This window comes from Eoetvoesiella caeni (genome assembly GCF_003315175.1).
GTDB classification, from domain to species: domain Bacteria; phylum Pseudomonadota; class Gammaproteobacteria; order Burkholderiales; family Burkholderiaceae_B; genus Eoetvoesia; species Eoetvoesia caeni.
Window position 1 is genome coordinate 233,544 of sequence record NZ_QNRQ01000003.1, and the last position, 21,701, is coordinate 255,244.

General features: G+C 59.8%; 18 protein-coding genes and 1 pseudogene. 10 read left to right on the forward strand and 9 right to left on the reverse strand.

All coding sequences use genetic code 11. From position 1 onward, the window contains the following. Window positions 1–14: 14 nt before the first annotated feature. From putA to clpS, 6 genes and pseudogenes are all read right to left on the reverse strand, one after another. Window positions 15–3,575 (reverse strand): annotated as a pseudogene (gene putA / locus DFR37_RS07640) (bifunctional proline dehydrogenase/L-glutamate gamma-semialdehyde dehydrogenase PutA); the annotation flags it as partial. Next, window positions 3,575–4,207: a PqiC family protein gene (locus tag DFR37_RS07645; protein WP_113932635.1), complete on the reverse strand. Its 633-nt coding sequence runs from the start codon at window positions 4,205–4,207 to the stop codon at window positions 3,575–3,577. The gene DFR37_RS07645 and the pseudogene putA, both read right to left, overlap by 1 nt. After that, the gene (locus DFR37_RS07650; protein ID WP_113932636.1) at window positions 4,204–5,919 is read right to left on the reverse strand and encodes a PqiB family protein; all 1,716 of its coding nucleotides are present in this window, start codon (window positions 5,917–5,919) and stop codon (window positions 4,204–4,206) included. Before DFR37_RS07650 ends, DFR37_RS07645 begins: the two co-directional genes overlap by 4 nt. After that, window positions 5,916–7,181, reverse strand: coding sequence for a paraquat-inducible protein A (locus tag DFR37_RS07655; protein WP_242341755.1), 1,266 nt, complete (start codon window positions 7,179–7,181; stop codon window positions 5,916–5,918). Before DFR37_RS07655 ends, DFR37_RS07650 begins: the two co-directional genes overlap by 4 nt. 66 nt (window positions 7,182–7,247) lie before the next feature. Beyond that, window positions 7,248–9,569 (reverse strand): ATP-dependent Clp protease ATP-binding subunit ClpA, encoded by a 2,322-nt coding sequence (clpA, locus tag DFR37_RS07660; RefSeq protein WP_113932638.1) that lies wholly within the window; start codon window positions 9,567–9,569, stop codon window positions 7,248–7,250. Window positions 9,570–9,774: 205 nt separating this feature from the next. Next, window positions 9,775–10,098: an ATP-dependent Clp protease adapter ClpS gene (gene clpS / locus DFR37_RS07665; protein WP_113932639.1), complete on the reverse strand. Its 324-nt coding sequence runs from the start codon at window positions 10,096–10,098 to the stop codon at window positions 9,775–9,777. Window positions 10,099–10,273: 175 nt separating this feature from the next. Between clpS and DFR37_RS07670 the strand changes: the two genes are divergently transcribed. After that, window positions 10,274–10,519 (forward strand): cold-shock protein, encoded by a 246-nt coding sequence (locus tag DFR37_RS07670; RefSeq protein WP_113932640.1) that lies wholly within the window; start codon window positions 10,274–10,276, stop codon window positions 10,517–10,519. Window positions 10,520–10,540: 21 nt separating this feature from the next. Then, complete coding sequence (locus DFR37_RS23480) at window positions 10,541–11,113, forward strand: DUF192 domain-containing protein (RefSeq protein ID WP_346724934.1); 573 nt, start codon at window positions 10,541–10,543, stop codon at window positions 11,111–11,113. A 64-nt stretch (window positions 11,114–11,177) separates the two neighbouring features. Here the strand turns inward: DFR37_RS23480 and pcaF are convergent, their stop codons facing one another. The 3 genes from pcaF to xseA all read right to left on the reverse strand — a co-directional run bounded on the left by pcaF (window position 11,178) and on the right by xseA (window position 14,668). Next, window positions 11,178–12,383: a 3-oxoadipyl-CoA thiolase gene (gene pcaF / locus DFR37_RS07680; RefSeq protein ID WP_113932641.1), complete on the reverse strand. Its 1,206-nt coding sequence runs from the start codon at window positions 12,381–12,383 to the stop codon at window positions 11,178–11,180. A 191-nt stretch (window positions 12,384–12,574) separates the two neighbouring features. Continuing rightward, window positions 12,575–13,153 carry a superoxide dismutase [Fe] gene (gene sodB / locus DFR37_RS07685; RefSeq protein WP_113932642.1) on the reverse strand — a complete coding sequence of 193 codons (579 nt, stop codon included), beginning with the start codon at window positions 13,151–13,153 and terminating at the stop codon, window positions 12,575–12,577. Between the two features lie 183 nt (window positions 13,154–13,336). Then, window positions 13,337–14,668: an exodeoxyribonuclease VII large subunit gene (xseA, locus tag DFR37_RS07690; protein WP_242341754.1), complete on the reverse strand. Its 1,332-nt coding sequence runs from the start codon at window positions 14,666–14,668 to the stop codon at window positions 13,337–13,339. A gap of 608 nt (window positions 14,669–15,276) precedes the next feature. Here xseA and DFR37_RS07695 point away from each other — a divergent pair. The 8 genes from DFR37_RS07695 (at window position 15,277) to murJ (ending at window position 21,695) form a co-directional block, all read left to right on the forward strand. Further along, entirely contained in the window at window positions 15,277–15,894 is a 618-nt protein-coding gene (locus DFR37_RS07695; protein ID WP_113932643.1) for a MotA/TolQ/ExbB proton channel family protein, read from the forward strand. A 40-nt stretch (window positions 15,895–15,934) separates the two neighbouring features. Then, complete coding sequence (locus DFR37_RS07700) at window positions 15,935–16,351, forward strand: ExbD/TolR family protein (RefSeq protein ID WP_113932644.1); 417 nt, start codon at window positions 15,935–15,937, stop codon at window positions 16,349–16,351. Between the two features lie 35 nt (window positions 16,352–16,386). Beyond that, on the forward strand, window positions 16,387–17,427 hold the full coding sequence (gene lpxK / locus DFR37_RS07705; protein WP_113932871.1) for a tetraacyldisaccharide 4'-kinase: 1,041 nt from the start codon (window positions 16,387–16,389) through the stop codon (window positions 17,425–17,427). 19 nt (window positions 17,428–17,446) lie between these two features. Next, window positions 17,447–17,635, forward strand: coding sequence for a Trm112 family protein (locus DFR37_RS07710; RefSeq protein WP_113932645.1), 189 nt, complete (start codon window positions 17,447–17,449; stop codon window positions 17,633–17,635). Continuing rightward, window positions 17,632–18,396 (forward strand): 3-deoxy-manno-octulosonate cytidylyltransferase, encoded by a 765-nt coding sequence (gene kdsB, locus DFR37_RS07715; protein ID WP_113932646.1) that lies wholly within the window; start codon window positions 17,632–17,634, stop codon window positions 18,394–18,396. Before DFR37_RS07710 ends, kdsB begins: the two co-directional genes overlap by 4 nt. 203 nt (window positions 18,397–18,599) lie before the next feature. Then, window positions 18,600–19,256: an adenylate kinase gene (adk, locus tag DFR37_RS07720; protein WP_113932647.1), complete on the forward strand. Its 657-nt coding sequence runs from the start codon at window positions 18,600–18,602 to the stop codon at window positions 19,254–19,256. A 78-nt stretch (window positions 19,257–19,334) separates the two neighbouring features. Continuing rightward, a complete protein-coding gene (locus DFR37_RS07725) occupies window positions 19,335–20,093 on the forward strand; it encodes a 3-hydroxyacyl-CoA dehydrogenase (RefSeq protein ID WP_113932648.1) in 759 nt (252 codons plus the stop codon). 45 nt (window positions 20,094–20,138) lie between these two features. After that, window positions 20,139–21,695 carry a murein biosynthesis integral membrane protein MurJ gene (gene murJ / locus DFR37_RS07730; RefSeq protein WP_113932649.1) on the forward strand — a complete coding sequence of 519 codons (1,557 nt, stop codon included), beginning with the start codon at window positions 20,139–20,141 and terminating at the stop codon, window positions 21,693–21,695. Window positions 21,696–21,701: the final 6 nt, after the last annotated feature.

Consider the following 21,701-nt stretch of genomic DNA (forward strand, 5'->3'; position numbering starts at 1 on the left):
AGAGGCAATGACTCTCAGTCCATCGCCAAAAGATTCGCGTTGCCGCCGACGGCAGCCGTGTTGACGCTGATGCTGCGCTCTCTTGCCAACTGCCGCGGCTCATAGCGCTCGCCCCGCTGCAAGGCTTCGCTGCTCAAGCCCTGAAACGCCACGATAGGCCCGTCAAGCGCCGCCACGACCTGATGGCAACGTATCACCGCGGCGGCGTCGCCTTCACACAGGACTGCCTGATAAGCCTGAGGCCGATACAACACATCTTCGGGCGCCAGCTCTATGCTGTCCCGCTGTCCAGACGGCGTGGATGCGGCCAAGGCGGCACTGGCCTCATTACGCACGAACAATGCCCGATTGCCTGCGGCAAGGCAGGCGGCCAGTTGCGCTTGCGCTCCCAGTTCAGTACGGGCCAGACACAGCACCGTGCCGCGCGGCATAAGGCGGTATACATTGGACTCCCCCACCGGGCCGGGCAACAGCAGCTCAGAGCCTTTCTGACCAAAGTCGGAGCCCCAAACCTGCGGGTCGGGCTGAGCTTGTGTTACCAGACGCGGCAAATACAACGGCCCGCCCGCCTTTGGTCCCGTACCCGACATGCCTTCGCCGCCGAAAGGCTGCACGCCCACGACGGCCCCCACCATGTTGCGGTTGACATAGACGTTCCCCGCAGCGATGCGTCCCGCCAGGTCCGTGCCCACGTCGTTAACGCGGGTATGCACGCCGAAAGTCAGGCCGTAGCCCTTGGCATTGATCGCATCGATGATGTCATCCAGCTCCTCGCGCTTGTAACGCAGAATGTGCAGCACCGGCCCGAAAACTTCTTTATCCAGGTCGGCCACGGCATTGATCTCTATCAGCGTCGGCGCGGCGAACGTGCCATGGCGGCAATCTGCACCGGGCGCAAGCTGTTCAACGCGAAACCCCGCAAAGCGCATACCTTCGATATGCCGGTTGACCGCTGTCCACGCGGCTTGGTCGATAAGCGGCCCGACGTCGGTGTCCAGGCGGCAAGGCAAACCGACTTGTAGCTCTTTCAGGGCGCCGCCCAGCATTTCAAGCAGCTTGTCGGCGCCATCTTCTTGCACGCATAAAAGTCGCAAGGCCGAACACCGCTGTCCCGCCGAATCGAAGGCCGAGACCAGGATATCGGCTACAGCCTGCTCGGGCAACGCCGAAGAATCGACCACCATGGCGTTGATGCCGCCTGTTTCGGCAATGAGCGGAACAACACGCCCGCCGTTATTCAGGCGCTGCGCCAGAACGCGGGCTATTTCCTTGGCAACCGCCACCGAGCCCGTGAAAACAACGCCTTGCACCCGCGCGTCCGCAACCAGCGCTGCACCCAGTCGTTCGCCATCGCCCGGCAAAAGCTGCAATACGTCCGCGGGAACGCCGGCCGCATGCAAGACGGCCACCGCCTGGGCTGCAATCAGGCTAGTCTGCTCAGCCGGTTTGGCCAATACCGTATTGCCGGCCGCCAGCGCCGCGGCAATCTGGCCAACAAAAATGGCCAGCGGAAAATTCCAGGGGCTGATGCAAACCACGGGTCCCAGCGGTTGCGAGCGCTTGGGCAAATCACGAGCTTGCGCTGCGTAATAACGTAAGAAATCGACAGCTTCACGCACTTCCGCCACGGCCGCCGGCAAGGCTTTGCCCGCTTCCCGTACGATCAGGCTTATCAGGCGCAACCGATCCTTTTCCAGGGTGTCCGCGGCATTCAACAGGCAACGGGCACGCTCCTCGACAGGCACGTCCCCCCAGCCGCGCGCCGCCTCTTGAGCCAAGGCCACCGCTTGCTGCGCCTCTTGCTTCGTGGCCTGGACGACGCTGCCCACGGTATCACGGCGGTCGGCCGGATTAAGCGCCGGCAAGGCCCGCCGTTCATCCCACGCCGGCCCATGCAGCAACATGGGGCCGGCCTGCCAGGACACGGCCGCGCCGTCCGCCAACGCGGCCGACAACGCTTCAATGCACGACTCGTCCGCCAAATCCATGCCTTGCGAATTAAGCCGTTCGGGCGAATACAACTGCGCGGGCAAAGCTATGTTGTCGTGCGCGCGGCCCAAAGGTTGCAAAGCCAGCGCCTGCTCCGCCGGATCGCGCAATAGGGATTCGATCGCGACGTCGTTTCGGCTTATCTGGTGAACGAACGAGCTATTCGCTCCATTTTCGAGCAGGCGGCGGACAAGGTATGCCAACAGGCGGTCATGCGGCCCCACAGGGGCGTAAATTCGGCAGGGAAGCCCAAGCTTGCCTTGCGCGACGCTGCCCACTACTTCCTCGTACAGCGACTCGCCCATGCCATGCAAACACTGGAATTCGTATTGCCCAGGCCCGCGGCCCAAGTCTTCCGCCAAGTAGTAGACGGTCGCAAGCGTCAAAGCGTTATGGGTGGCAAATTGCGGATACACCGCATCGGCGGCGGCCAGCAGGCGCCTGGCGCAGGCAATATAGCAAACATCGGTATAGATTTTGCGCGTATATACAGGATAGCCGGGCATGCCTTCCACCTGCGCTTTCTTTATTTCGTTGTCCCAATAGGCGCCTTTGACCAGGCGCACCATCAGGCGTCTGCCGCTGCGCCGGGCCAGGTCCGCAAGATAGTCCACAACGAAAGGTGCGCGCTTCTGGTAGGCCTGCACGACGAAGCCCACCCCGTCCCAGTTTGCCAGGCTGTCGTCCATGCACAGGGCTTCGAGCAAGTCCAGCGACAGTTCCAGGCGGTCGGCCTCCTCGGCGTCGATATTCATGCCCATGCCATACCGGCGCGCCAGCGCGGCCAGCGACACCAGCCTGGGCAGCAGTTCGGCCTGCACCCGCGCGCGCTGCGCCCGGCAATAGCGCGGATGCAGGGCCGATAGCTTGATCGATATGCCCGGCTCTTGATACACGCCGCGACCCCGCACTGTTGCCCCGATGGCGTGGATGGCCGCTACGTAGTCATCGTAATAATGTTGGGCGTCCTTGACCGTCAGCGCCGCCTCGCCCAGCATGTCGTATGAATGGCGAAACCCTCGGGCCTCGTTGTCCACGGCTCGCGCCAGGGCCTGCTGTATGGTCTTGCCCGCAACGAACTGCTCGCCCATCAGCCCAACCGCAATGCCTACCGCTCTTTGGATCAAGGGTTCGCCGCCCGCGCCGATAAGCCGGACCAGCGCCTGGGACAAGGAACCGCTCTGCCTGCGATCCAACAACCGGCCCGTCAGCACCAGGCCCCAGATCGCCGCATTGGCAAAGATGGATTGCGAGCCGCCAAGATGCGCCTCCCAGCCGCCAGTACCGATTTTTTCGCGAATAAGCGTATTGCGCATCGCTCTGTCGGGAATGCGCAGCAAAGCCTCCGCCAGGCACATCAATGCAACGCCCTCTTGGCTGGAGAGCGAGAACTCGTGGATCAAATCCTGGATAGCGCCGCCATGCTTGCGGCGCAAATTCTGTACAAGATGGCGCGCCAACTGCGCGGCTGGAGGGCTGCAAGACGGCCCCGCGCGCTGTAGAAGTTCAGGCACGCATTCGGTTTCAGGGAGGCGGTGCGCAGCGCGAATGGCGCCGCGCAGGCCCCCGGAAGGATCAAGGCTTCTTAAGCGCACCCATTTATTATGATGCGCCCGGCCGGAACATCAAGCTTTTTTTCAGACAGCTGCGCCGCGATCGTGGCCGCCAGATACTGCACCGCCAACCGCTGCCCTTCGACCATGGGCACCACCCCTTCGGCAACGGGCACTTGCAGCACAGTCCGGCAAAGCTTCAAGGAACCGTCTTCACGGCCCTGCTGCTCCAGCCGCCAGCTTGCGTCCAGCAGAGCATGCCGTCCGTATAAGGAATCGAAACGCTGCACGGTTACGCCAATACGCCAAAGCGCCAGCTTGTCCGGCACCGGGCCCGCCGGAATGCTCAATACGCCCAATTGCGCGGACAACTCCGACGACAAGGCCTGACGAATTTCATCCGACAGCGGCGACGCCCACAGGGATCCATTAAGCAGCGTTACTTCGGCGCTGTTCGGCGTACCAAGCACGATCTGGGGCCTGTCGACCTGCTCCGGCACCGATACAGGCAACACCCGAATGGCGTACTTCCCGTTATGCAGGGTCTGCGGCGTAGCCGCTTTGGAGGCCGGCATCAAGGTGTAATACTGGCTGGCCGGCGGCGCCGCGCAGCCGGCCAGGCCCGCAACGGCGATCAAGCCAAAAAATAACTTACAGATGTTCATTGCCGGCTCCTGTCGACGGTAGGCAGTTTGTCGGCGCTGCGCCCTCGCACCAGGGCGGCCGGGTCGGTTTGCAGATAATCGCCCAGCGCCCGCAAGGACTTTGCCGCCGCCGTCAGCTCGCGCAACACATTGTTCAAATTACCGCCAGTGGAAGATTCCTGGGTCAGCATATTGTCGACCTTGTTCAGGGCGTTCTGCGCCGACTTGAGCGTAGCGGCAGCCTGCGGGCTCACCTTGCCGTTAAGCCCTTTCAAAAGTTGGTTCAATGACTTCAGGCTGCTTTGCAAATCGTTGCTGATGCCTGCAAACGGTACGGCATCGATCTTGCCGACAATGCTGCTGATTTGCTGCTGCAGACGATCGAAGCTTCCGGCGATGGTCGGCAAAACTATGGGCATCTTGCTGCTGTCGAATTTGACGGGCGGCGCATCGGGGAAAAAGTCCAGCGCAATCAACTGTTGGCCGGTCAATAGATTGGACGGCTGGATCTGGGCCCGCATACCTTGCTGGACCAGAGGCCCAAGCAAATACTGGCCGGAATAATCCGCGCCTTTCTCGAACTGGCTTAATTGGTCGTAGGCATCGCCAAAACGCATCGGATACAACATGGTCTTGACCAGTACATAGAACTGGACCTCTTTGGGGTTGAACTCCAGGTCGATATCCACTACCTTGCCCAGCGCCAGGCCGCGGAATTCGACTGGTGCGCCCACCTTCAGGCCTCGCACCGACTGATGAAAGATCATGTCGACACGAAACGGTGTGCCGTCGGGATCGGCCATTGCCTGGACTTCGCTATTGCTGAGGGTGAATACCGTATCCGCCGGCACCGGCTTGGCCTGCTCTTCATCGGCCGTGGCGAAAGCAATGCCACCGGCAATCACCGAGGCCAGCGACCCTGTTTTGATTGCCACGCCGGAACCGCTCAGTGAAAAATCAATGCCGCTGGCATTCCAGAAACGGGATTCTGAGGTAACGAACTTATCGTTGGGCGCATCGACAAAAATCTGGATATTGACTGTGCGGCCGCTTTCATCCAGTTGATAATCGATAACTCGTCCGACCGGAATACGCCGATAATAAACAGGCGAGCCAATTTCCAGCGAGCCCAGATCAGCCGCCTGCAGCACAAACCTGCGCCCCGAACGGTCGTTGGCAACTTCAGGCGGCTTTTCCTGCCCAATGAACTCGTACACCGCCGGCCCGTCTTCGCTGCCGCGAACCGTGTCCACGCCAATATATGGCCCCGACAACAAGGTGCCCAAACCCGAGACGCCACTGATGCCCAGACGCGGGCGCACCACCCAGAACCGCGTGTCTTTGCGCGTGATGTATTGTGAGCCTTCACGATTCAATTGCGCCTTCACCACCACCTTGGATCGATCGCGCGAAACGCGGATATCCTTGACCACACCGACGACAACATCTTTGTAGCGCAATTTGGTCTGTCCGACTTCAATCCCGTCGGCCGATTGAAAGCGAATGGTCACCACCGGCCCCGTCTCCAGCCACGACTTGACCAGCAACGAAGCGCCGATCAGGGCGGCAACCAGCGGTACCAGCCATATCCACGAAATGCGGGCCGCGCGTCTTGGCGTTATCCGCGGAGCTGGAATGCCGTCATTGCCATTGCCGGTGTTGTCGTCATTGCCGGTGTTTGTCTGGACCGGGCCCGCCGCCGGTTGCGATGGCTTATTAGGGTCGTCCGTCATGCATTGTTCCTTGGGACCCTGTGTCCTGGCTCGGCGTTCAAATTTGTCTCCGGTATATTCCGCATGTCCACTTTTTCTTTTACCGCCTCATCCCAGCCTAGCCGGGGGTCGAAGCTCATGGCGGCAAACATTGTCAAGATCACGACAACTCCAAAACTGGCAGCGCCAGGCCCGGCGGTGATCTGGGACACACCCGGGAAGTCGGCCATGGAAGAAAGCAAAATGACCACGAAAACGTCCAGCATCGACCATTGCCCAACGAATTCGACCAGCTCGTACAGCCGCGTACGCTGCCGTTGAACCAAAGGACCTTGCCACCGGCGTTTTACCATGAGAACCGCCAACGCAAATAGTTTCGTCATGGGAACCACCACACTGGCAACGAAAACAATAATGGCAAGGTCCCAGGAACCCAGACGCCAAAGCTCGACCACGCCGCCCAAAATAGTATGTGAAGTCACCCCTGTAGGCAAGCGCACATTCATTACCGGCAGAACGTTGGCGGGAATATACAAGATCGCGGCCGCGATCAAGAACGCCCATACCCGCGCGTCCGGATCGACCTTGCGCCTGTGCAACGGCGCGCGGCAACGCATGCAAGCATTGCCGGAGTTGTGTGCCAACGGCTGCACATAGCCGCAAGCCAGGCAGGCCGCGGGCGTGTCGCCCTTGCGCAGCAAAGCGCCGGAAGCAGGAACCAGGCCGGCGTCTTCGGCATAGCGCCACAGCCTATGCGCCGACACCCGGCTCAGGATGGTCATCATGACGCTTAACGCGCCAAAAGCCCACAGGCCTGGCCCGACGGTCAACGCTGCCATGCCCGAGAGCTTGACGATGGCCACCAATATTCCCAATAACAGGACCGGAATCATGCTCCAGGCCGAAATGGTGCGTAAAACGCGCAATCCATAATGAAAATCGTCCGGCAAGCGGCGGCTTAGCAGAGCCCGGAGAGCCCAGAACAGAAACAGAATTTGCCCCAACGGAAAACCGAAAGCAAAGAGGCCGGTCATGATCGCCACGAACTCGTGGCCCTGCCGCCAGGTAAGCGCCAAGGCGTCGACCAAAGTGGCATTGACGGTCAAGCCTTTAGTCGCCAAGGTGGCAATGGGAAAGCAGTTGGCAATGATGAAAATGATCAACGCCGCAGATACCAGGGCCAGCCATCCCCGCAGTGAAATGCCGCTTTGGCGATACAAAGGCGAGCCGCAGCGGGTGCACAATGCGATGGCGCCTGCCTCGATGGGCAGGCGCCTATGCATGCAAGCGCAGTGGGGACAGGCAATAAGCGGCTGAAAAGCCATTGTCAGCCGTTGGGCCCGGTCCGGTTAGTCGACAAGCTCGATTTCCGAATTGACGGGCGGATGCGGTTTTGCCTTGGCATCCTTGCCTTGGTCTGGCGGAATGTTGAGCGTGACTTTTTCGTGCTCGTCGATGTCGACCGTAACTTGACCGCCGCCCACCAAGCGCCCGAATAGCAGTTCGTCGGCCAGGGCCCGACGTATGGTGTCCTGGATAAGACGCTGCATGGGCCGCGCGCCCATAAGGGGGTCGAAGCCCTTCTTGGCCAGGAAGTCGCGCAACGCTTGCGTAAAGACGACCTCGACGCGCTTTTCGTGCAGTTGGTCTTCGAGCTGCATCAGGAACTTGTCGACCACGCGCAGGATGACGTCGCGCCCAAGCGGCGTGAACCCGATGATGGCGTCGAGCCGGTTGCGGAATTCAGGGGTGAACATCCGCTTGATGTCGGCCATTTCGTCGCCGGTCTTTTCGGGCGCCGCAAAACCTATGGTGGTGCGATTGAGCGTTTCGGCCCCCGCATTGGTGGTCATGACAATGATGACGTTGCGGAAGTCAGCCTTGCGGCCATTGTTGTCGGTCAATGTACCGTGGTCCATGACCTGCAGCAAGATGTTGTAGACGTCGGGGTGGGCCTTTTCGATTTCATCGAGCAGCAGCACGCAATGAGGCTGCTTGCTGATGGCTTCGGTAAGCAGGCCGCCCTGGTCGAACCCCACATAGCCCGGAGGAGCGCCGATAAGGCGGGATACCGCGTGACGCTCCATGTATTCGGACATATCGAAACGGATAAGCTCGATGCCCAGCGTAAAAGCCAGTTGGCGAGCGACCTCGGTCTTGCCCACGCCGGTGGGCCCGGAAAACAGGAAGGAGCCTATCGGCCGGTCGGGCTTGCCCAACCCTGAACGGGCCATCTTGATGGAGCTGGCCAAGGCTTCGATGGCGGGGTCCTGGCCGAACACCACGGTTTTGAGGTCGCGTTCGAGGGTAGCCAGCTTGTTGCGGTCGTCGCTGGAGACGCTTTGCGGCGGGATACGCGCAATCTTGGCAACAGTGGCTTCGATTTCGACTTTGCCGATAAGTTTCTTTTGGCGCGAACGCGGCAACAACCGCTGCGCCGCCCCAGCCTCGTCGATAACGTCGATGGCCTTGTCCGGCAGGAAACGGTCGTTGATGTGGCGCGCCGCCAGCTCGGCGGCAGCCGTAATGGCCGCGGCCGAATAACGGACACCGTGGTGGGCTTCGAAGTGGCCTTTCAGGCCGCGCAGAATCTGTATGGTCTGCTCGACCGTTGGCTCGGCCACGTCGATCTTCTGGAAGCGGCGCGAAAGCGCGTGGTCTTTTTCGAAGATGCCGCGATATTCGTTATAGGTTGTGGCGCCCAGGCATTTAAGCTGACCGGACGACAGCGCCGGCTTAAGCAGGTTGGACGCGTCGAGCGTACCGCCCGACGCCGAACCGGCGCCGATCAGCGTGTGGATTTCGTCGATGAACAAAATGGCATTGACGTTATCCTTGAGCGACTTGAGCACCGCCTTGAGGCGCTGTTCGAAGTCGCCGCGGTACTTGGTACCCGCCAGCAAAGCGCCCATATCCAGCGCGAACACTTGCGCGTTGGCCAGGATTTCCGGAACGTCGCCCTGCGTAATGCGCCAGGCCAGGCCTTCGGCGATTGCCGTTTTGCCAACGCCTGCTTCCCCCACCAGCAAGGGGTTGTTCTTGCGGCGGCGGCACAGCACCTGAATGACGCGTTCGACTTCAAGCTCGCGCCCGATCAGCGGGTCGATGCGCCCTTGCCGGGCCTCGGCGTTCAGGTCGAGGGCATAGAGTTCCAGCGGCGATTTCTGCTGGTCGGACTTGTGCTCCGTTTCGGGGTTGACCTGTTTGGCAGGTTCAACGCTGGGTTCTTCGGCTGTCTTGGTTATGCCATGCGACAAGAAGTTGACCACGTCCAGCCGGGTTACCCCTTGCTGAAGCAAGTAGTACACGGCATGAGAGTCTTTTTCGCCATACATGGCGACCAGGACATTGGCGCCGGTAACGGTATTTTTATTGGAGCTGCCCGACGAAACGTGCATGATGGCACGCTGGATGACTCGTTGAAAACCCAATGTGGGCTGGGTGTCGACTTCTTCTTCGCCGGGGAAAACCGGGGTGTTTTCAGCGATGAACTTGCGCAAATCCTGGCGCAGGCCCTCGATATTGGCGGAGCAAGCCTTTAGTACTTCCACTGCGGCTGCATTATCCAGCAACGAAAGCAATAAATGCTCGACGGTAATAAATTCATGTCTAGCCGTACGGGCCTCGACAAAGGCCATGTGCAGACTGACTTCAAGTTCTTCAGAGATCACGCTTCCTCCATTGCATTACGAAGCGGACAAACATCGATTAATTCCATTCTATGACTAAATTGCCAGATCGTATTGCTTGCACTGCCTGGAAACAACACGGGTGTTACCAGATAACGTCAAATCGATTGCCAACCAGCATAAAACAACATAATGACACGCTTATATCTAACTATACCTGCATGTGCGCCGCTTGTGGAATTAGACACTAAGCGTCGGGCGCAGGTTCCATGATGCATTGCAAAGGGTGCTGCCTGGCCTGTGCCAGTTGGCGCACCATCTCGACCCGCGTGGCCGCGATGTCGCGGGGATAAACGCCGCAGACGCCACGCCCCTCGTGATGGACCTTTAGCATAATACGTGCCGCCTCATCTTCGTTCTTGCCAAAAACGCGGCGCAAAACATTTACGACGAACTCCATTGGCGTGTAGTCGTCGTTCAGCAGAACCACCTGGTACATCGGCGGCGGGGCAAGCCGGGTGTCCTGGCGATCGAGCACTGTATCGCGTTGAGTATCTGTGTTGATAGCCATAAACAAATTATTAAATATAAGTAATTACCATAGTTGACTATTTCAGGGTAAGTTACGCATTATCGTAATGTTCTGCGTGTTACCAGTTATTGGTAGCGTCACCAGGATTTTCGAGGCTAAAAGTAACCCTTGTAGTCCAGTTTCAACCTTACACTAAAGTCGAGAGGCAGTACGTATGTCTGATTCAAGCACCACCTCCACTCCTGAAGATAGTCAAAAACTGACAGGAACCGTTAAATGGTTCAATGACGCCAAGGGCTTTGGCTTTATTACACCGGATAACGGGGGCGAAGACCTGTTCGCTCACTTTTCTTCCATTCAAATGAACGGTTTCAAAACCCTCAAGGAAGGCCAGAAAGTAGCCTTTGAAATCGCTCAGGGCCCCAAGGGGAAACAAGCTCTCAACATCACGGCTGCCTAAACGCAAACACTATAATAAAAAATGTCCACACCATTCTTTAAAGCAACGGGGCCCGCGAGCCCCGTTTTTTTCGGTCCCAAAACCGCTATTCCAAGCCCGGCCGGTAGCGCTTTTTTAAGCCTGGGAAGCACTGCCGCCGCACTGAAAACCGCCCTGAATGCCGTCGCGGGCCTGGCCGCCGTACTGGCTGTCAGTTTAATTCCGCATGTGGCCGGTGCACAAGCCATGCTGCTGCCCACGGTCGACATTTCGGTGGATGGACATGCCGTCAATGCCGAAATCGCGGCAACCGAGGCAAGTCGTGCCCATGGCCTGATGAACCGCAAATCTTTACCGCCGGACCACGGCATGATTTTCGTCTTCGAGCGCACCGACATGCACTGCTTCTGGATGAAAAACACGCCGCTGCCGCTTTCTATCGCCTTTATCGACGATGACGGCACCATAGCCAATATTGCGGATATGCAGCCCTTCGACGAGACTTCGCACTGCCCGGTCCGGCCCGTCCGCTACGCCCTTGAAATGGCGCAGGGCTGGTTCAAGAGCCATTCAATCGAAGCACCAGCCAAGGTATCCGGCCTGCCCAAGCCATAAGCCCCGCCCGCGGCCTCTATGGCCGCCTGCGCTGGCTACCCCGTGCAGGCCCCAAGGCCGGGAATTAAACGCGCTCGAGAATGACGGCAATACCCTGACCTACCCCGATGCACATAGTGCACAAGGCGTAGCGTCCACCGCTGCGGTGCAACTGGTTGACGGCTGCGATGGCCAGGCGGGCCCCGCTGGCGCCCAGAGGATGGCCCAGGGCGATTGCGCCGCCATTGGGGTTGACGCGCGGGTCGTTGTCGGCCAGCCCCAACTGCCGCATCACGGCAAGCCCTTGGGAAGCAAACGCTTCATTCAGTTCGATAACGTCGATTTGGTCTATCGTAAGTCCGGCGATAGCCAATACTTTTTGCGTAGCGGGAGCCGGCCCCATGCCCATGATGCGCGGCTCGACGCCGGCGGTTGCCATGGCCACAACGCGTGCACGCGGCACCAGGCCTTGCTCTTTGGCGATGGACTCGGAGGCAAGGATCAGGGCGCAGGCGCCGTCGTTGACGCCAGACGCATTGCCGGCCGTAACCGTGCCATCGGGCCGCACGATCGGCTTCAGGCGCGCCAGGGCTTCCATGGTGGTTTCCCGAGGATGCTCGTCTGTGTCGACCATGATAGGGTCGCCCTTGCGTTGCGGCACGGCAACTGCTGCGATTTCTTCTTTCAGTATGCCGGCCTGCTGCGCGGCCGCAGCCTTGGCCTGACTGGCCAAGGCAAAGATATCCTGGTCTTCACGCGACACCTTGAACTGGTCGGCCACGTTCTCGGCCGTTTCAGGCATGGAGTCGACGCCATACTGGGACTTCATGAGCTTGTTGACGAAGCGCCAGCCTATGGTTGTGTCGTAGATGGCGGCGCTGCGCGAGAACGCGGACTCGGCCTTGCCCATGACAAAAGGCGCACGGCTCATGCTTTCGACACCGCCGGCCAGCAAGAAGCCGGCATCGCCCGAGCGAATAGCGCGGGCGGCCGTGCCGATGGCGTCCAGGCCCGAACCGCACAAGCGGTTGACCGTGCCGCCCGGAACGCCTACCGGCAGGCCGGCCAGCAATAGCGCCATGCGGGCAACGTTGCGGTTGTCTTCTCCGGCTTGGTTGGCGCAACCGTACAGGACATCGTCCAGGCGCGACCAATCGACATTGGCATTGCGCTGCATCAGCGCCTTGATCGGGGCGGCGCCCAGATCGTCGGCACGAACAGTGGCTAGCGAACCGCCGTAGCGCCCGAAAGGAGTACGGATTGCGTCGCAGATAAAAGCATGAGTAGTCATAGTATGAACCTGAAGCAGCCAAGTAATAAAGGGGGAACAACGGGCGGGCCGACAAGCCTGCCCGTTGGAACACAGGCGATAACGGACCAGCCGTCGCAGCTACCCATTATCTTATCGCACATACGAAAAACCCACTTTGCAGTGGGTTTTCAGGGCGCCTTCGAAGAAGGCTCCAAGGCCAGGCAGATGGATCAGCCTAGATTCTTGGCCGCGAAATCCCAGTTGGCCAGGTTCCAGAAGCTTTCCAGGTACTTGGGACGGGCATTGCGGTAGTCGATGTAGTACGCATGTTCCCAGACGTCACAGGTCAGCAAGGCTACGTCGGCGGTAGTCAGCGGTGTGGCTGCATTGCTGGTATTGACGATGTCGAGCGAACCATCGGCCTTTTTGACGAGCCATGTCCAGCCCGAGCCAAAATTGCCGGCTGCGGATTTGTTGAAGGCTTCTTTGAATGCGGCAACACTGCCCCATTTGGCATTGATGGCTTCAAGCAATTTACCGGTGGGCTCGCCGCCGCCCTTGGGCGACATGCTGTTCCAGTAGAAGGTGTGGTTCCAGACCTGAGCCGCATTGTTGAAAACGCCGCCGGACGATTTTTTGATGATATCTTCGAGCGAAGCGGATTCGAATTCGGTGCCGGCAACCAGGTTGTTCAGGTTGGTGACATAAGCTTGATGATGCTTTCCGTAGTGAAACTCGAGGGTTTCCTTGGAAATGGTGGGTGCCAGCGCATCAAGAGCGTAAGGAAGGGGTGGAAGCGTAAATGCCATGTTCAATATCCTTCAAAAAAAGCCTTGTTTAACCGATTAAAACTCGGACAACCAACAAAAAATCGGGTGACCAACAAAAATTTAATTGTATAGGCAAGCAGTGACCGAACGACGATTAACCTCGCAATAACGAGGGCAATCGATCTGGTATGCCCGGCGTCAAGGACGCGGGACGGCCAAGTCCTACAATAAACTGGATGCGCGCAGCACTTCGACATCAGTACTGCCTTGTGCCAATTCCAGATTGAGGCGGTCTCCCTTACTTAAGTCTAACGCATTTTTTACCACCTCTCCTTGGGCATCGCGCACTATGGCATAGCCGCGGCCCAGAATCTTGGCGGGGCTCAAAGCCTGCAAGGTCAGAAAGGCCGCCGACAAACGCGCACCTTGCTGCGCCAGTTGACGCGGGGCCGCGGCGGACAAGCGCAAAACGTTATGCTGCAATTCGCGGCGCAGGCGCGCCGATTGCGGCGCGGCACGCATTAAGCGCGATTGCAGCGCGTCCAGGCTTGCCGCACGCCTTTCGTAGGGCGCCCCCGCCGCACGCGCCAGCCTGTTCTTCAAGACCTGCAAACGCTCGCTTTGCTGCGCAAGGCGCTGTTGCGGAGAAACCAGCATGGCCAAAGCCCGGTCAAGCCTGAGGGATGCGCGCTCGATCAAGCGCAACTGTTGTGCGGTCAAGGAGCCAACCGCCGCGGCGACATGCGTCAGCAGCGTCTGGCGGGGCGGACAGCAAAGCTCGGCGGCCGCAGTTGGGGTCGGAGCGCGAATGTCGGCGACAAAATCGGCAATGGTGAAGTCCGTCTCGTGCCCTACCCCGCAAATTATCGGAATGGGGCTGGCCGCGATGGCGCGCGCCAAGGTCTCGTCGTTAAAGCTCCAGAGATCTTCCAGGCTGCCCCCACCGCGTACCAGCAAAAGCGTATCGACCTCGTTGCGCTGTATTGCCGCATTCAACGCCTCGGCCAATTGCCCCGCCGCGGCTGCGCCTTGTACCGGCGCAGGATAAATAATGATATGCACTTGCGGGGCGCGGCGCTCCAGCGCCGACAGCACATCGCGCAACGCCGCGGCAGCCAGCGACGTAATGACGCCGACGGTTCTGGGTATGGCGGGGATCGGCCGCTTGCGGTCGGTGTCGAAGAGGCCTTCGGCGGCCAGCTTTTCCTTTAATTGCAGAAAAGCTTCGTGCAAATCGCCCAGCCCCGCCCGTCTCAGGGTTTCGACCTGCAGTTGATAGTCGCCGCGGGCTTCGTACAAAGTGACCGAGGCCCGGAACTCGAAGCGTTCGCCTGCCTTGGGCACGAACCCCACCGCCGAAGCACGGCCGCGGAACATGACGGCCCGCACCGAGGCACGTTCGTCCTTTATGGTGAAGTACCAATGCCCCGAGGCGGCCTGAGTGAAATTCGAGACCTCGCCTTTTACCCATATCTGTGAAAAATGCCCTTCCAGCAGTTGGCCGACCTGCCGGTTAAGCTGCCCGACGGACAAGACGATTTCGTTTTTCAGCACGCAAATATCCTGGAAATGAACGCGGCGCCTATCCGGCAAAAGGCGGAGAAGGCAACCATGAAATGAATCCCTGGATAATACCGTAGGCCGGCGATGGATGGCAGTGCCGGAGCACGCAGGCAAGCCGGTAAAGAACCGGGGGGGAACCCCGACCCCCCCCCTGCCGGCTTGATTATTTAAATAGAGTCCTGAAACTCTGTCCACAGGAAACAAGAGATCGTCATCTTAGTGAAATATCATGCCAATCTAGGCCAAATCTAAAAAAAGTATTAAATAAAAACTCTAACCATTTGATATTAAATGTTTTTTGTAAAAAATGATCAGTGGACTTAAATTAGCCACCGAACCTCCAGGCCAATCAAAGCAAGCCTATCCGCCCACTTATGCACATAATTATCCACAGTTTCTGTGGATAGACGCCCAAGAGCATTGCGGCATGCGACTTTAGCTTCTTTTTTGGCGCTATACGGACTTTATGGGCAGTCGATTTCTCGCGACGCAAGTACTACGCCATTTTGCGGATAAGGCTTTGTCTGCAAGAGCTAAACTACCATTAGAATTATGCAATTCCCATTACACTAACAGCCGTTGCACGGCGGAGAACAACCTTGCTTGAGATCATGCATGATGCCGGGTGGCCCATTTGGCTGCTGCTGTTTACGTCGGTATTCGGGCTGGCCCTTATCATCGAGCGCTTTCTCTCTCTGCGGAAAAAGCTGATATTGCCGCCCGACCTGCTGTCCCAGGTCATGGACATGGTCCGCCAGGGCAAAGACACCCCGGAAGCCCTGCGCTTGCTGGCGGCCGATTCCGCCCTGGGCCGCATCTTGGCCGAAGTCGTCGCAGTCAACGCCGAACCCCAGCACCTGCGCCAAACCGCCATTGAGGATGCGGGCGCCGACGTCTCGCACCGCCTAAACCGCTACCTGCCGGCCCTGGGTACCGTGGCCGTCGTGTCGCCGTTGCTGGGGCTATTTGGCACGGTCGTCGGCATGATAGAGATTTTCGGCGCCTATTCGCCCAGCGGCGCGGATCCCTCGCAACTGGCGCGCGGCATTTCCATTGCGCTGTACAACACCGGCTTCGGCATACTTATCGCTATTCCAGCCTTGATATTCCACCGCTACTTCCGTTCCCGGGTCGAACACTTTCTGCACCAGATGGAACGCCAGGCCAGCGCGCTGAATCGTATGCTGGGCAAAGAGCCGCCTCGCCGGCAAGGCTAGCCGCCATGAAAATCCCCAGGCCTTCGGCCGGAGCCGCCACATGAATTTTCGCCGCAGACACCGCAACCAGGACGACCTGGACATCAACCTGATCCCGCTGATCGACGTGCTGCTCGTCATTCTTATTTTTCTTGCGGCGACCACGTCGTTCACCCGCATCAGCCAGTTGAAGATCGCCCTGCCAGAAGCCAGCGCCGACGCCTCCAGCGACAAGCAGGCCATCAATATCGCGGTCAGCCAGGATGGGCTGTACGCGCTGGACGGTCAATTGATTTCAGGGCGCGAAACCGCCGACATTGCCGCCGCCCTGCAAAATGACGCCAAGAAGACAGAAGACGCCACGCTAATCATCAACGCCGACGCGCTAAGCTCGCACGAATCGGTAGTGCGGGTGATGGAAGCCGCGCGCCAGGCCGGCATTCATCGCGTCAACTTCGCCACCCAGAGCACGCCTTGAAAGCAACGGCACGCCTTGTGGACGGCATACACCGCATGTGGCAAACCAAAGGCTTGGCCAGCACTTTGCTGCTGCCTTTGTCATGGCTGGCGCATCTGGCGGTTCTATATAAGCAGAAGCGCTATCGCAAGCAAGCCAGCTACTGGCCTGCAGGTCCGCGGCCGATCGTGGTGGTGGGCAATATCCTCGTCGGCGGCACCGGAAAAACGCCAGTCGTCATTGCCCTGACCCAGGCGCTCCGGGCCAAGGGCTGGCACCCCGGCATTGTCAGCCGAGGCTACGGCGTCAAGCTCGAAGCTCGGGCCAAGGTCGGGCAAGGCCGGCTTGATGCGGCCGGCTTCGGCGACGAACCGGCCCTGATTGCACGCAGCACCGGAGCTCCGCTGGCGGTTCATCCATCGCGCGTCCTGGCGGTTCAGGCGCTGGTGCGCGCCCACCCCGAGGTGGACGTGATTATCTCGGACGATGGACTGCAGCACCTGGCTTTGCAACGCGATGTGGAAATTGTCGTGCAAGATGCGCGCGGCCTGGGCAATGGGCGCATGCTGCCCGCCGGCCCGTTGCGCGAACCGGCCGCCAAACTGGCCCAGGTTGACTACCTGATTACCAACGTGGCCGCCAGCCAGCCGGCTCCGCCTCCTTTGCCCGTCGGTGCGCTGCAACTTTGCATGAGGCTGCAACCCGAACGCGTCGAACATCTGGCCTCGGACCTAAGCGCCACCTGGCCAGAATGGTTGGCGCGCCACGCGGCGGGCACGATTGCCGCCGTTGCGGCCATAGGCCAGCCCGACCGCTTCTTTTCCATGCTGCGCGGCCACGGCCTGCGTCTGGACGCCGCAATAGCCTTGCCCGACCACGATCCCTACAGCAGCTCGCCGTTCACCGCGCTGAACGCCGACGTGATTTTGATCACGGCCAAGGACGCAGTGAAATGCGCGCGCTTTAATGATCCCCGTATTTGGGTGGTCAACGTCGCCCCGCAGTTTTCAGATATTGGCTGGCTGGACGGACTAAATGAAAAATTGCATGCCATAACCGAGAAAAAAAAGGCCGGCGGCATTAAACTCTTGGTTTGACGTTTACTTGGAGCCGCTTGTGGACTCTCACTTGCTCGAAATCCTGGTTTGTCCGCTGTGCAAAGGCCCCTTAAGCCACGACCGCGAAAACCACGAACTGATTTGCGCTGCGGACCGGCTTGCCTTTCCCGTCCGGGACGGCATACCGGTCATGCTGGAAAGCGAAGCGCGTTCCTTGCAACCTGCGCCGTCCCCGGACGCCGCGTGAGCTTCGTTGCAGTCATTCCCGCTCGCGCCGCCTCGACCAGGCTGCCCGGCAAGCCGCTGCTGGACATCGCCGGCAAACCCATGGTGGTGCGCACAGCCGAGCAGGCAGCCAGATCACAGGCCGCGCGCGTCATCATCGCCACCGACGACCCCGCCATCCAGGCGGCCGCCATGGCGCACGGTTTCGATGCCGCGCTGACTCGCGCCGATCACGCTACCGGAACCGACCGCCTGGCCGAGGTCGCCCAGCAGATGGGCTGGAGCGGCGACACCATAGTCGTCAATGTCCAGGGCGACGAGCCGCTGATCGACCCGGCGCAAATCAACGCGGTTGCTCAATTGCTTGCGCAGGATCCCGACGCGGCCATTGCCACATGTGCGGCCCCCATCGGCAACACGCAAACCCTGTTCAACCCCAACGCCGTTAAAGTAGTGTGCGACGCGCGGCAACGAGCTTTGTATTTTTCGCGTGCGCCCATACCCTGGGCCCGGGACGAGCTGGCCGACGGGCAGCAGCGCCTGGCACCCAAGCTTCCCGCACTGCACCATATCGGCTTGTACGCATACCGCGCCAGCTTTCTCAAAATATTTCCCGCCCTGCCTGTCGGTCCGCTGGAGCACTTCGAGTCGCTTGAACAATTACGGGCGCTCGAAAATGGCTACGCTATTGCCGTCCTCACTGCTCGCGAACATCCCGCCGCGGGCGTCGATACGCAGGAAGATCTGGAAAGAGTACGCAACATCTTTGCAAATCGGTTATAAATCGTCTTCGAATTAAGGACAGCCTGAAAAAATCTCGCAGCGCGTTCGTTCGTGCCAAACGGCTCCGCCCCCAAAGCCGGCGCCATTTGTCCAGACTTGTTCAAGCTGTCTTTAAACCATTCCGGCCGCCAAGATCGTGCATAAATTGTTGCGTTGCGGCATAATCGGAAAAATTAAAAATAAGCATTCCTCAGGAGGTATTCATGCGACTGATTCTGCTCGGTCCCCCCGGCGCCGGCAAAGGCACCCAAGCTGCGTTCATCACCCAGAAATTCGGAATACCCCAAATTTCCACGGGCGATATGTTGCGCGCCGCTGTCAAGGCGCAAACGCCGCTGGGCCTGGAAGCCAAAAAAGTCATGGACGCGGGCGGACTGGTGTCCGACGATCTTATCATCGGCCTGGTACGCGACCGCCTGAAACAGCCCGACTGCGAGCACGGCTACCTTTTCGACGGTTTTCCACGCACTATTCCGCAAGCCGATGCGCTTAAAGAAGCCAATATCGCGCTGGACTATGTAGTTGAAATCGTCGTGCCCGAAGAAAACATCATCGAGCGCATGAGCGGGCGGCGCGTGCACCCGGCTAGCGGCCGCAGCTACCATGTTACGTTCAACCCGCCCAAAACGGCGGGTATCGACGACGTAACCGGCGAAGCTCTGGTGCAGCGCGACGATGACCGCGAAGAAACCGTGCGTCATCGGCTGGCCGTCTACCAGGAACAAACCCGCCCGCTGGTCGAGTACTACTCGAGTTGGGCCAATTCGGGCGCCAGCCAGGCCCCGGCATTCCGGCAAGTGTCGGGCGTGGGCTCGGTGGACGAAATCCAGGCCCGTATTGCCCAGGCCTTGCAGGCCTGAATGTGCACAGCAACGCGCAAGCGGGTTCATCCCTTACCTGCGCGTCTCCAAATTAACTAGATCAACATACACGAGACTATGGAAATCAAGAACAAAGTGTTTATCGTTACCGGCGGCGCTTCGGGTTTGGGCGCAGGCACTGCCCGCATGCTGGTTGCCGAAGGCGCCAAAGTGGTGCTGGCCGACGTCCAGGACGAGGCCGGCCAGAAGCTGGCCGCCGAACTGGGCCAGACTTACGTACATTGCGACGTTACCCAGGAAGCCGATGGCCAGGCCGTGATTGCGGCTGCCCTTAAATTGGGCAGCCTGTTCGGGCTGGTCAGCTGCGCCGGCGTGGCGCCGGCTTCGCGCACCGTAGGCAAGAACGGACCGCACCCCCTGGACCTATTCCAGAAGGTCATCATGATCAACCTGGTAGGCACCTTCAATATGTCGCGCCTGGCCGCCGCCGCCATGGCGGAAAACACGCCCGAGCCCACCGGCGAGCGCGGAGTGCTGATCAACACCGCGTCGGTAGCGGCTTATGACGGGCAAATCGGGCAGGCCGCCTATGCCGCCTCCAAGGCCGGCGTTGCTGGCATGACCCTGCCCATCGCGCGCGACTTGTCCAAGCTGGGCATCCGTTGCGTTACTATCGCCCCCGGCATTTTCGGCACACCCATGGTTTTCGGCATGCCCCAGGAAGTGCAAGATTCGCTGGCCGCCAGCATCCCGTTCCCTTCGCGCCTGGGCCGTCCGGAAGACTACGCCAAGCTGGTCAACAGCATCATCGGCAACGAAATGCTCAATGGCGAAACCATCAGGCTGGACGGCGCCATCCGCATGGCGCCAAAGTAAGCCGGCCTTGGCCACTACCCGCATCAAAGCCGCCGACATATCGCCATGAGCCTGCTACGCTCGGCCGCGACGATCAGCGGCCTGACCATGCTGTCCCGGATCACAGGATTGATCCGCGACATACTGATCGCCAGTTCGTTCGGCGCCGGGCCACTTACTGATGCGTTCTGGGTTGCCTTCCGCATTCCCAACCTGCTTCGCCGCCTGTTTGCAGAAGGCGCTTTCTCGCAGGCCTTCGTTCCGATACTCGGGCAGGTGCGCACCCAGGGATCGCCGGAAGACGTGCGCACCCTGCTGGACAAGGTTGCCCTGCTGCTGACCGCGGCCCTCATGCTGGTCACGCTATTGGGCATCCTGGCCGCGCCGTGGGTCGTCAGCGCCATGGCCAGCGGCATGCTGGCCGCTTCCAAGCAAAATGAATTTTCCGCCGCCGTCGACATGACGCGCATGATGTTTCCCTACATTGTCTGCATGTCGCTGGTTGCTTTTGCATCGGGCGTACTCAATACCTGGAGCCGCTTTGCCGTGCCGGCGTTTACGCCGGTGCTGCTGAACCTGGCAATGATAGGCAGTTGCCTTTTCATCACTGCCTGGTTCGACACCCCCATCTACGCCCTAGCCATCGGCGTCATGCTGGGCGGCATTGCCCAGTTGCTTATACAGTGGATGGCGCTGGCGCGCCTGGGGCTGCTGCCGCGCTATTCGCTCAGGCTGCGCCAAGCGTGGGCCGACCCCACTGTCAAGCGCATCATGCGCCAAATGCTGCCGGCCATTCTGGGGGTGTCGGTGGCGCAAATCTCCTTGCTGATCAACACCAATATTGCCACCTGGCTGGCCAGCGGCAGCGTCACATGGCTGTCGTTCGCCGACCGCCTGATGGAGTTTCCCACCGCGCTGCTGGGCATTGCCCTGGGGACGGTGCTGCTGCCCAGCCTCTCGGCGGCCCATGCGCGCGACGACGCTGAAGGCTACAACGCCCTGCTCAACTGGGGACTGCGCCTTATCGTGCTGCTGGGCCTGCCGGCCGCACTGGGCATGGCGCTGCTGGCCGACGGGCTGGTCGCCACCTTGTTCAACTACGGGGCGTTCAGCGCCTATGACGTGGGCCAAACGAAATTGGCCGTCATGGCCTACTCGGTGGGTCTGCTGGGCTTGCTGGCCGTCAAAATCCTGGCTCCCGGCTTTTATGCCAAGCAAAACATCCGCACCCCGGTGAAGATTGCAGTATTCGTGCTGATCCTGACGCAGGTGTTCAACCTCATTTTTGTACCATGGCTGGCGCACGCCGGCCTGGCGCTGTCCATTGGGCTGGGCGCCACCGTCAATGCCTTGTTCCTGCTGTTCATGCTGTATAAGCGCAAAATATACCGGCCAGGGTCAGGATGGGGGCGCTTCTTTTTGCGCCTGCTGCCCGCAATCGCCGTATTCAGCGCTGTTCTGTTTGCCGCCCAACAACGGCTGGACTGGTTGGCTCTGGGCAATCACGCCGGAATGCGCGCATTATGGCTGGGCGGCGTACTGGCCGCGGCAGGACTGGTGTATTTCGCGGTGTTGTTCTTGTGCGGCTTTCGCCCAAGAGACTTTACAAGGCGTGCCCGCTAATATATA

What these genes read in the sequence shown, in the direction of transcription:
- DFR37_RS07645 (WP_113932635.1), bottom strand. Translation starts at nt 4,207, where the DNA reads ATGAACATCTGTAAGTTATTTTTTGGCTTGATCGCCGTTGCGGGCCTG.
- DFR37_RS23480 (WP_346724934.1), top strand. Translation starts at nt 10,541, where the DNA reads ATGTCCACACCATTCTTTAAAGCAACGGGGCCCGCGAGCCCCGTTTTT.
- DFR37_RS07655 (WP_242341755.1), bottom strand. Translation starts at nt 7,181, where the DNA reads ATGCATAGGCGCCTGCCCATCGAGGCAGGCGCCATCGCATTGTGCACC.
- adk (WP_113932647.1), top strand. Translation starts at nt 18,600, where the DNA reads ATGCGACTGATTCTGCTCGGTCCCCCCGGCGCCGGCAAAGGCACCCAA.
- clpS (WP_113932639.1), bottom strand. Translation starts at nt 10,098, where the DNA reads ATGGCTATCAACACAGATACTCAACGCGATACAGTGCTCGATCGCCAG.
- sodB (WP_113932642.1), bottom strand. Translation starts at nt 13,153, where the DNA reads ATGGCATTTACGCTTCCACCCCTTCCTTACGCTCTTGATGCGCTGGCA.
- murJ (WP_113932649.1), top strand. Translation starts at nt 20,139, where the DNA reads ATGAGCCTGCTACGCTCGGCCGCGACGATCAGCGGCCTGACCATGCTG.
- DFR37_RS07670 (WP_113932640.1), top strand. Translation starts at nt 10,274, where the DNA reads ATGTCTGATTCAAGCACCACCTCCACTCCTGAAGATAGTCAAAAACTG.
- lpxK (WP_113932871.1), top strand. Translation starts at nt 16,387, where the DNA reads ATGTGGCAAACCAAAGGCTTGGCCAGCACTTTGCTGCTGCCTTTGTCA.
- pcaF (WP_113932641.1), bottom strand. Translation starts at nt 12,383, where the DNA reads ATGACTACTCATGCTTTTATCTGCGACGCAATCCGTACTCCTTTCGGG.
- DFR37_RS07700 (WP_113932644.1), top strand. Translation starts at nt 15,935, where the DNA reads ATGAATTTTCGCCGCAGACACCGCAACCAGGACGACCTGGACATCAAC.
- DFR37_RS07650 (WP_113932636.1), bottom strand. Translation starts at nt 5,919, where the DNA reads ATGACGGACGACCCTAATAAGCCATCGCAACCGGCGGCGGGCCCGGTC.
- DFR37_RS07725 (WP_113932648.1), top strand. Translation starts at nt 19,335, where the DNA reads ATGGAAATCAAGAACAAAGTGTTTATCGTTACCGGCGGCGCTTCGGGT.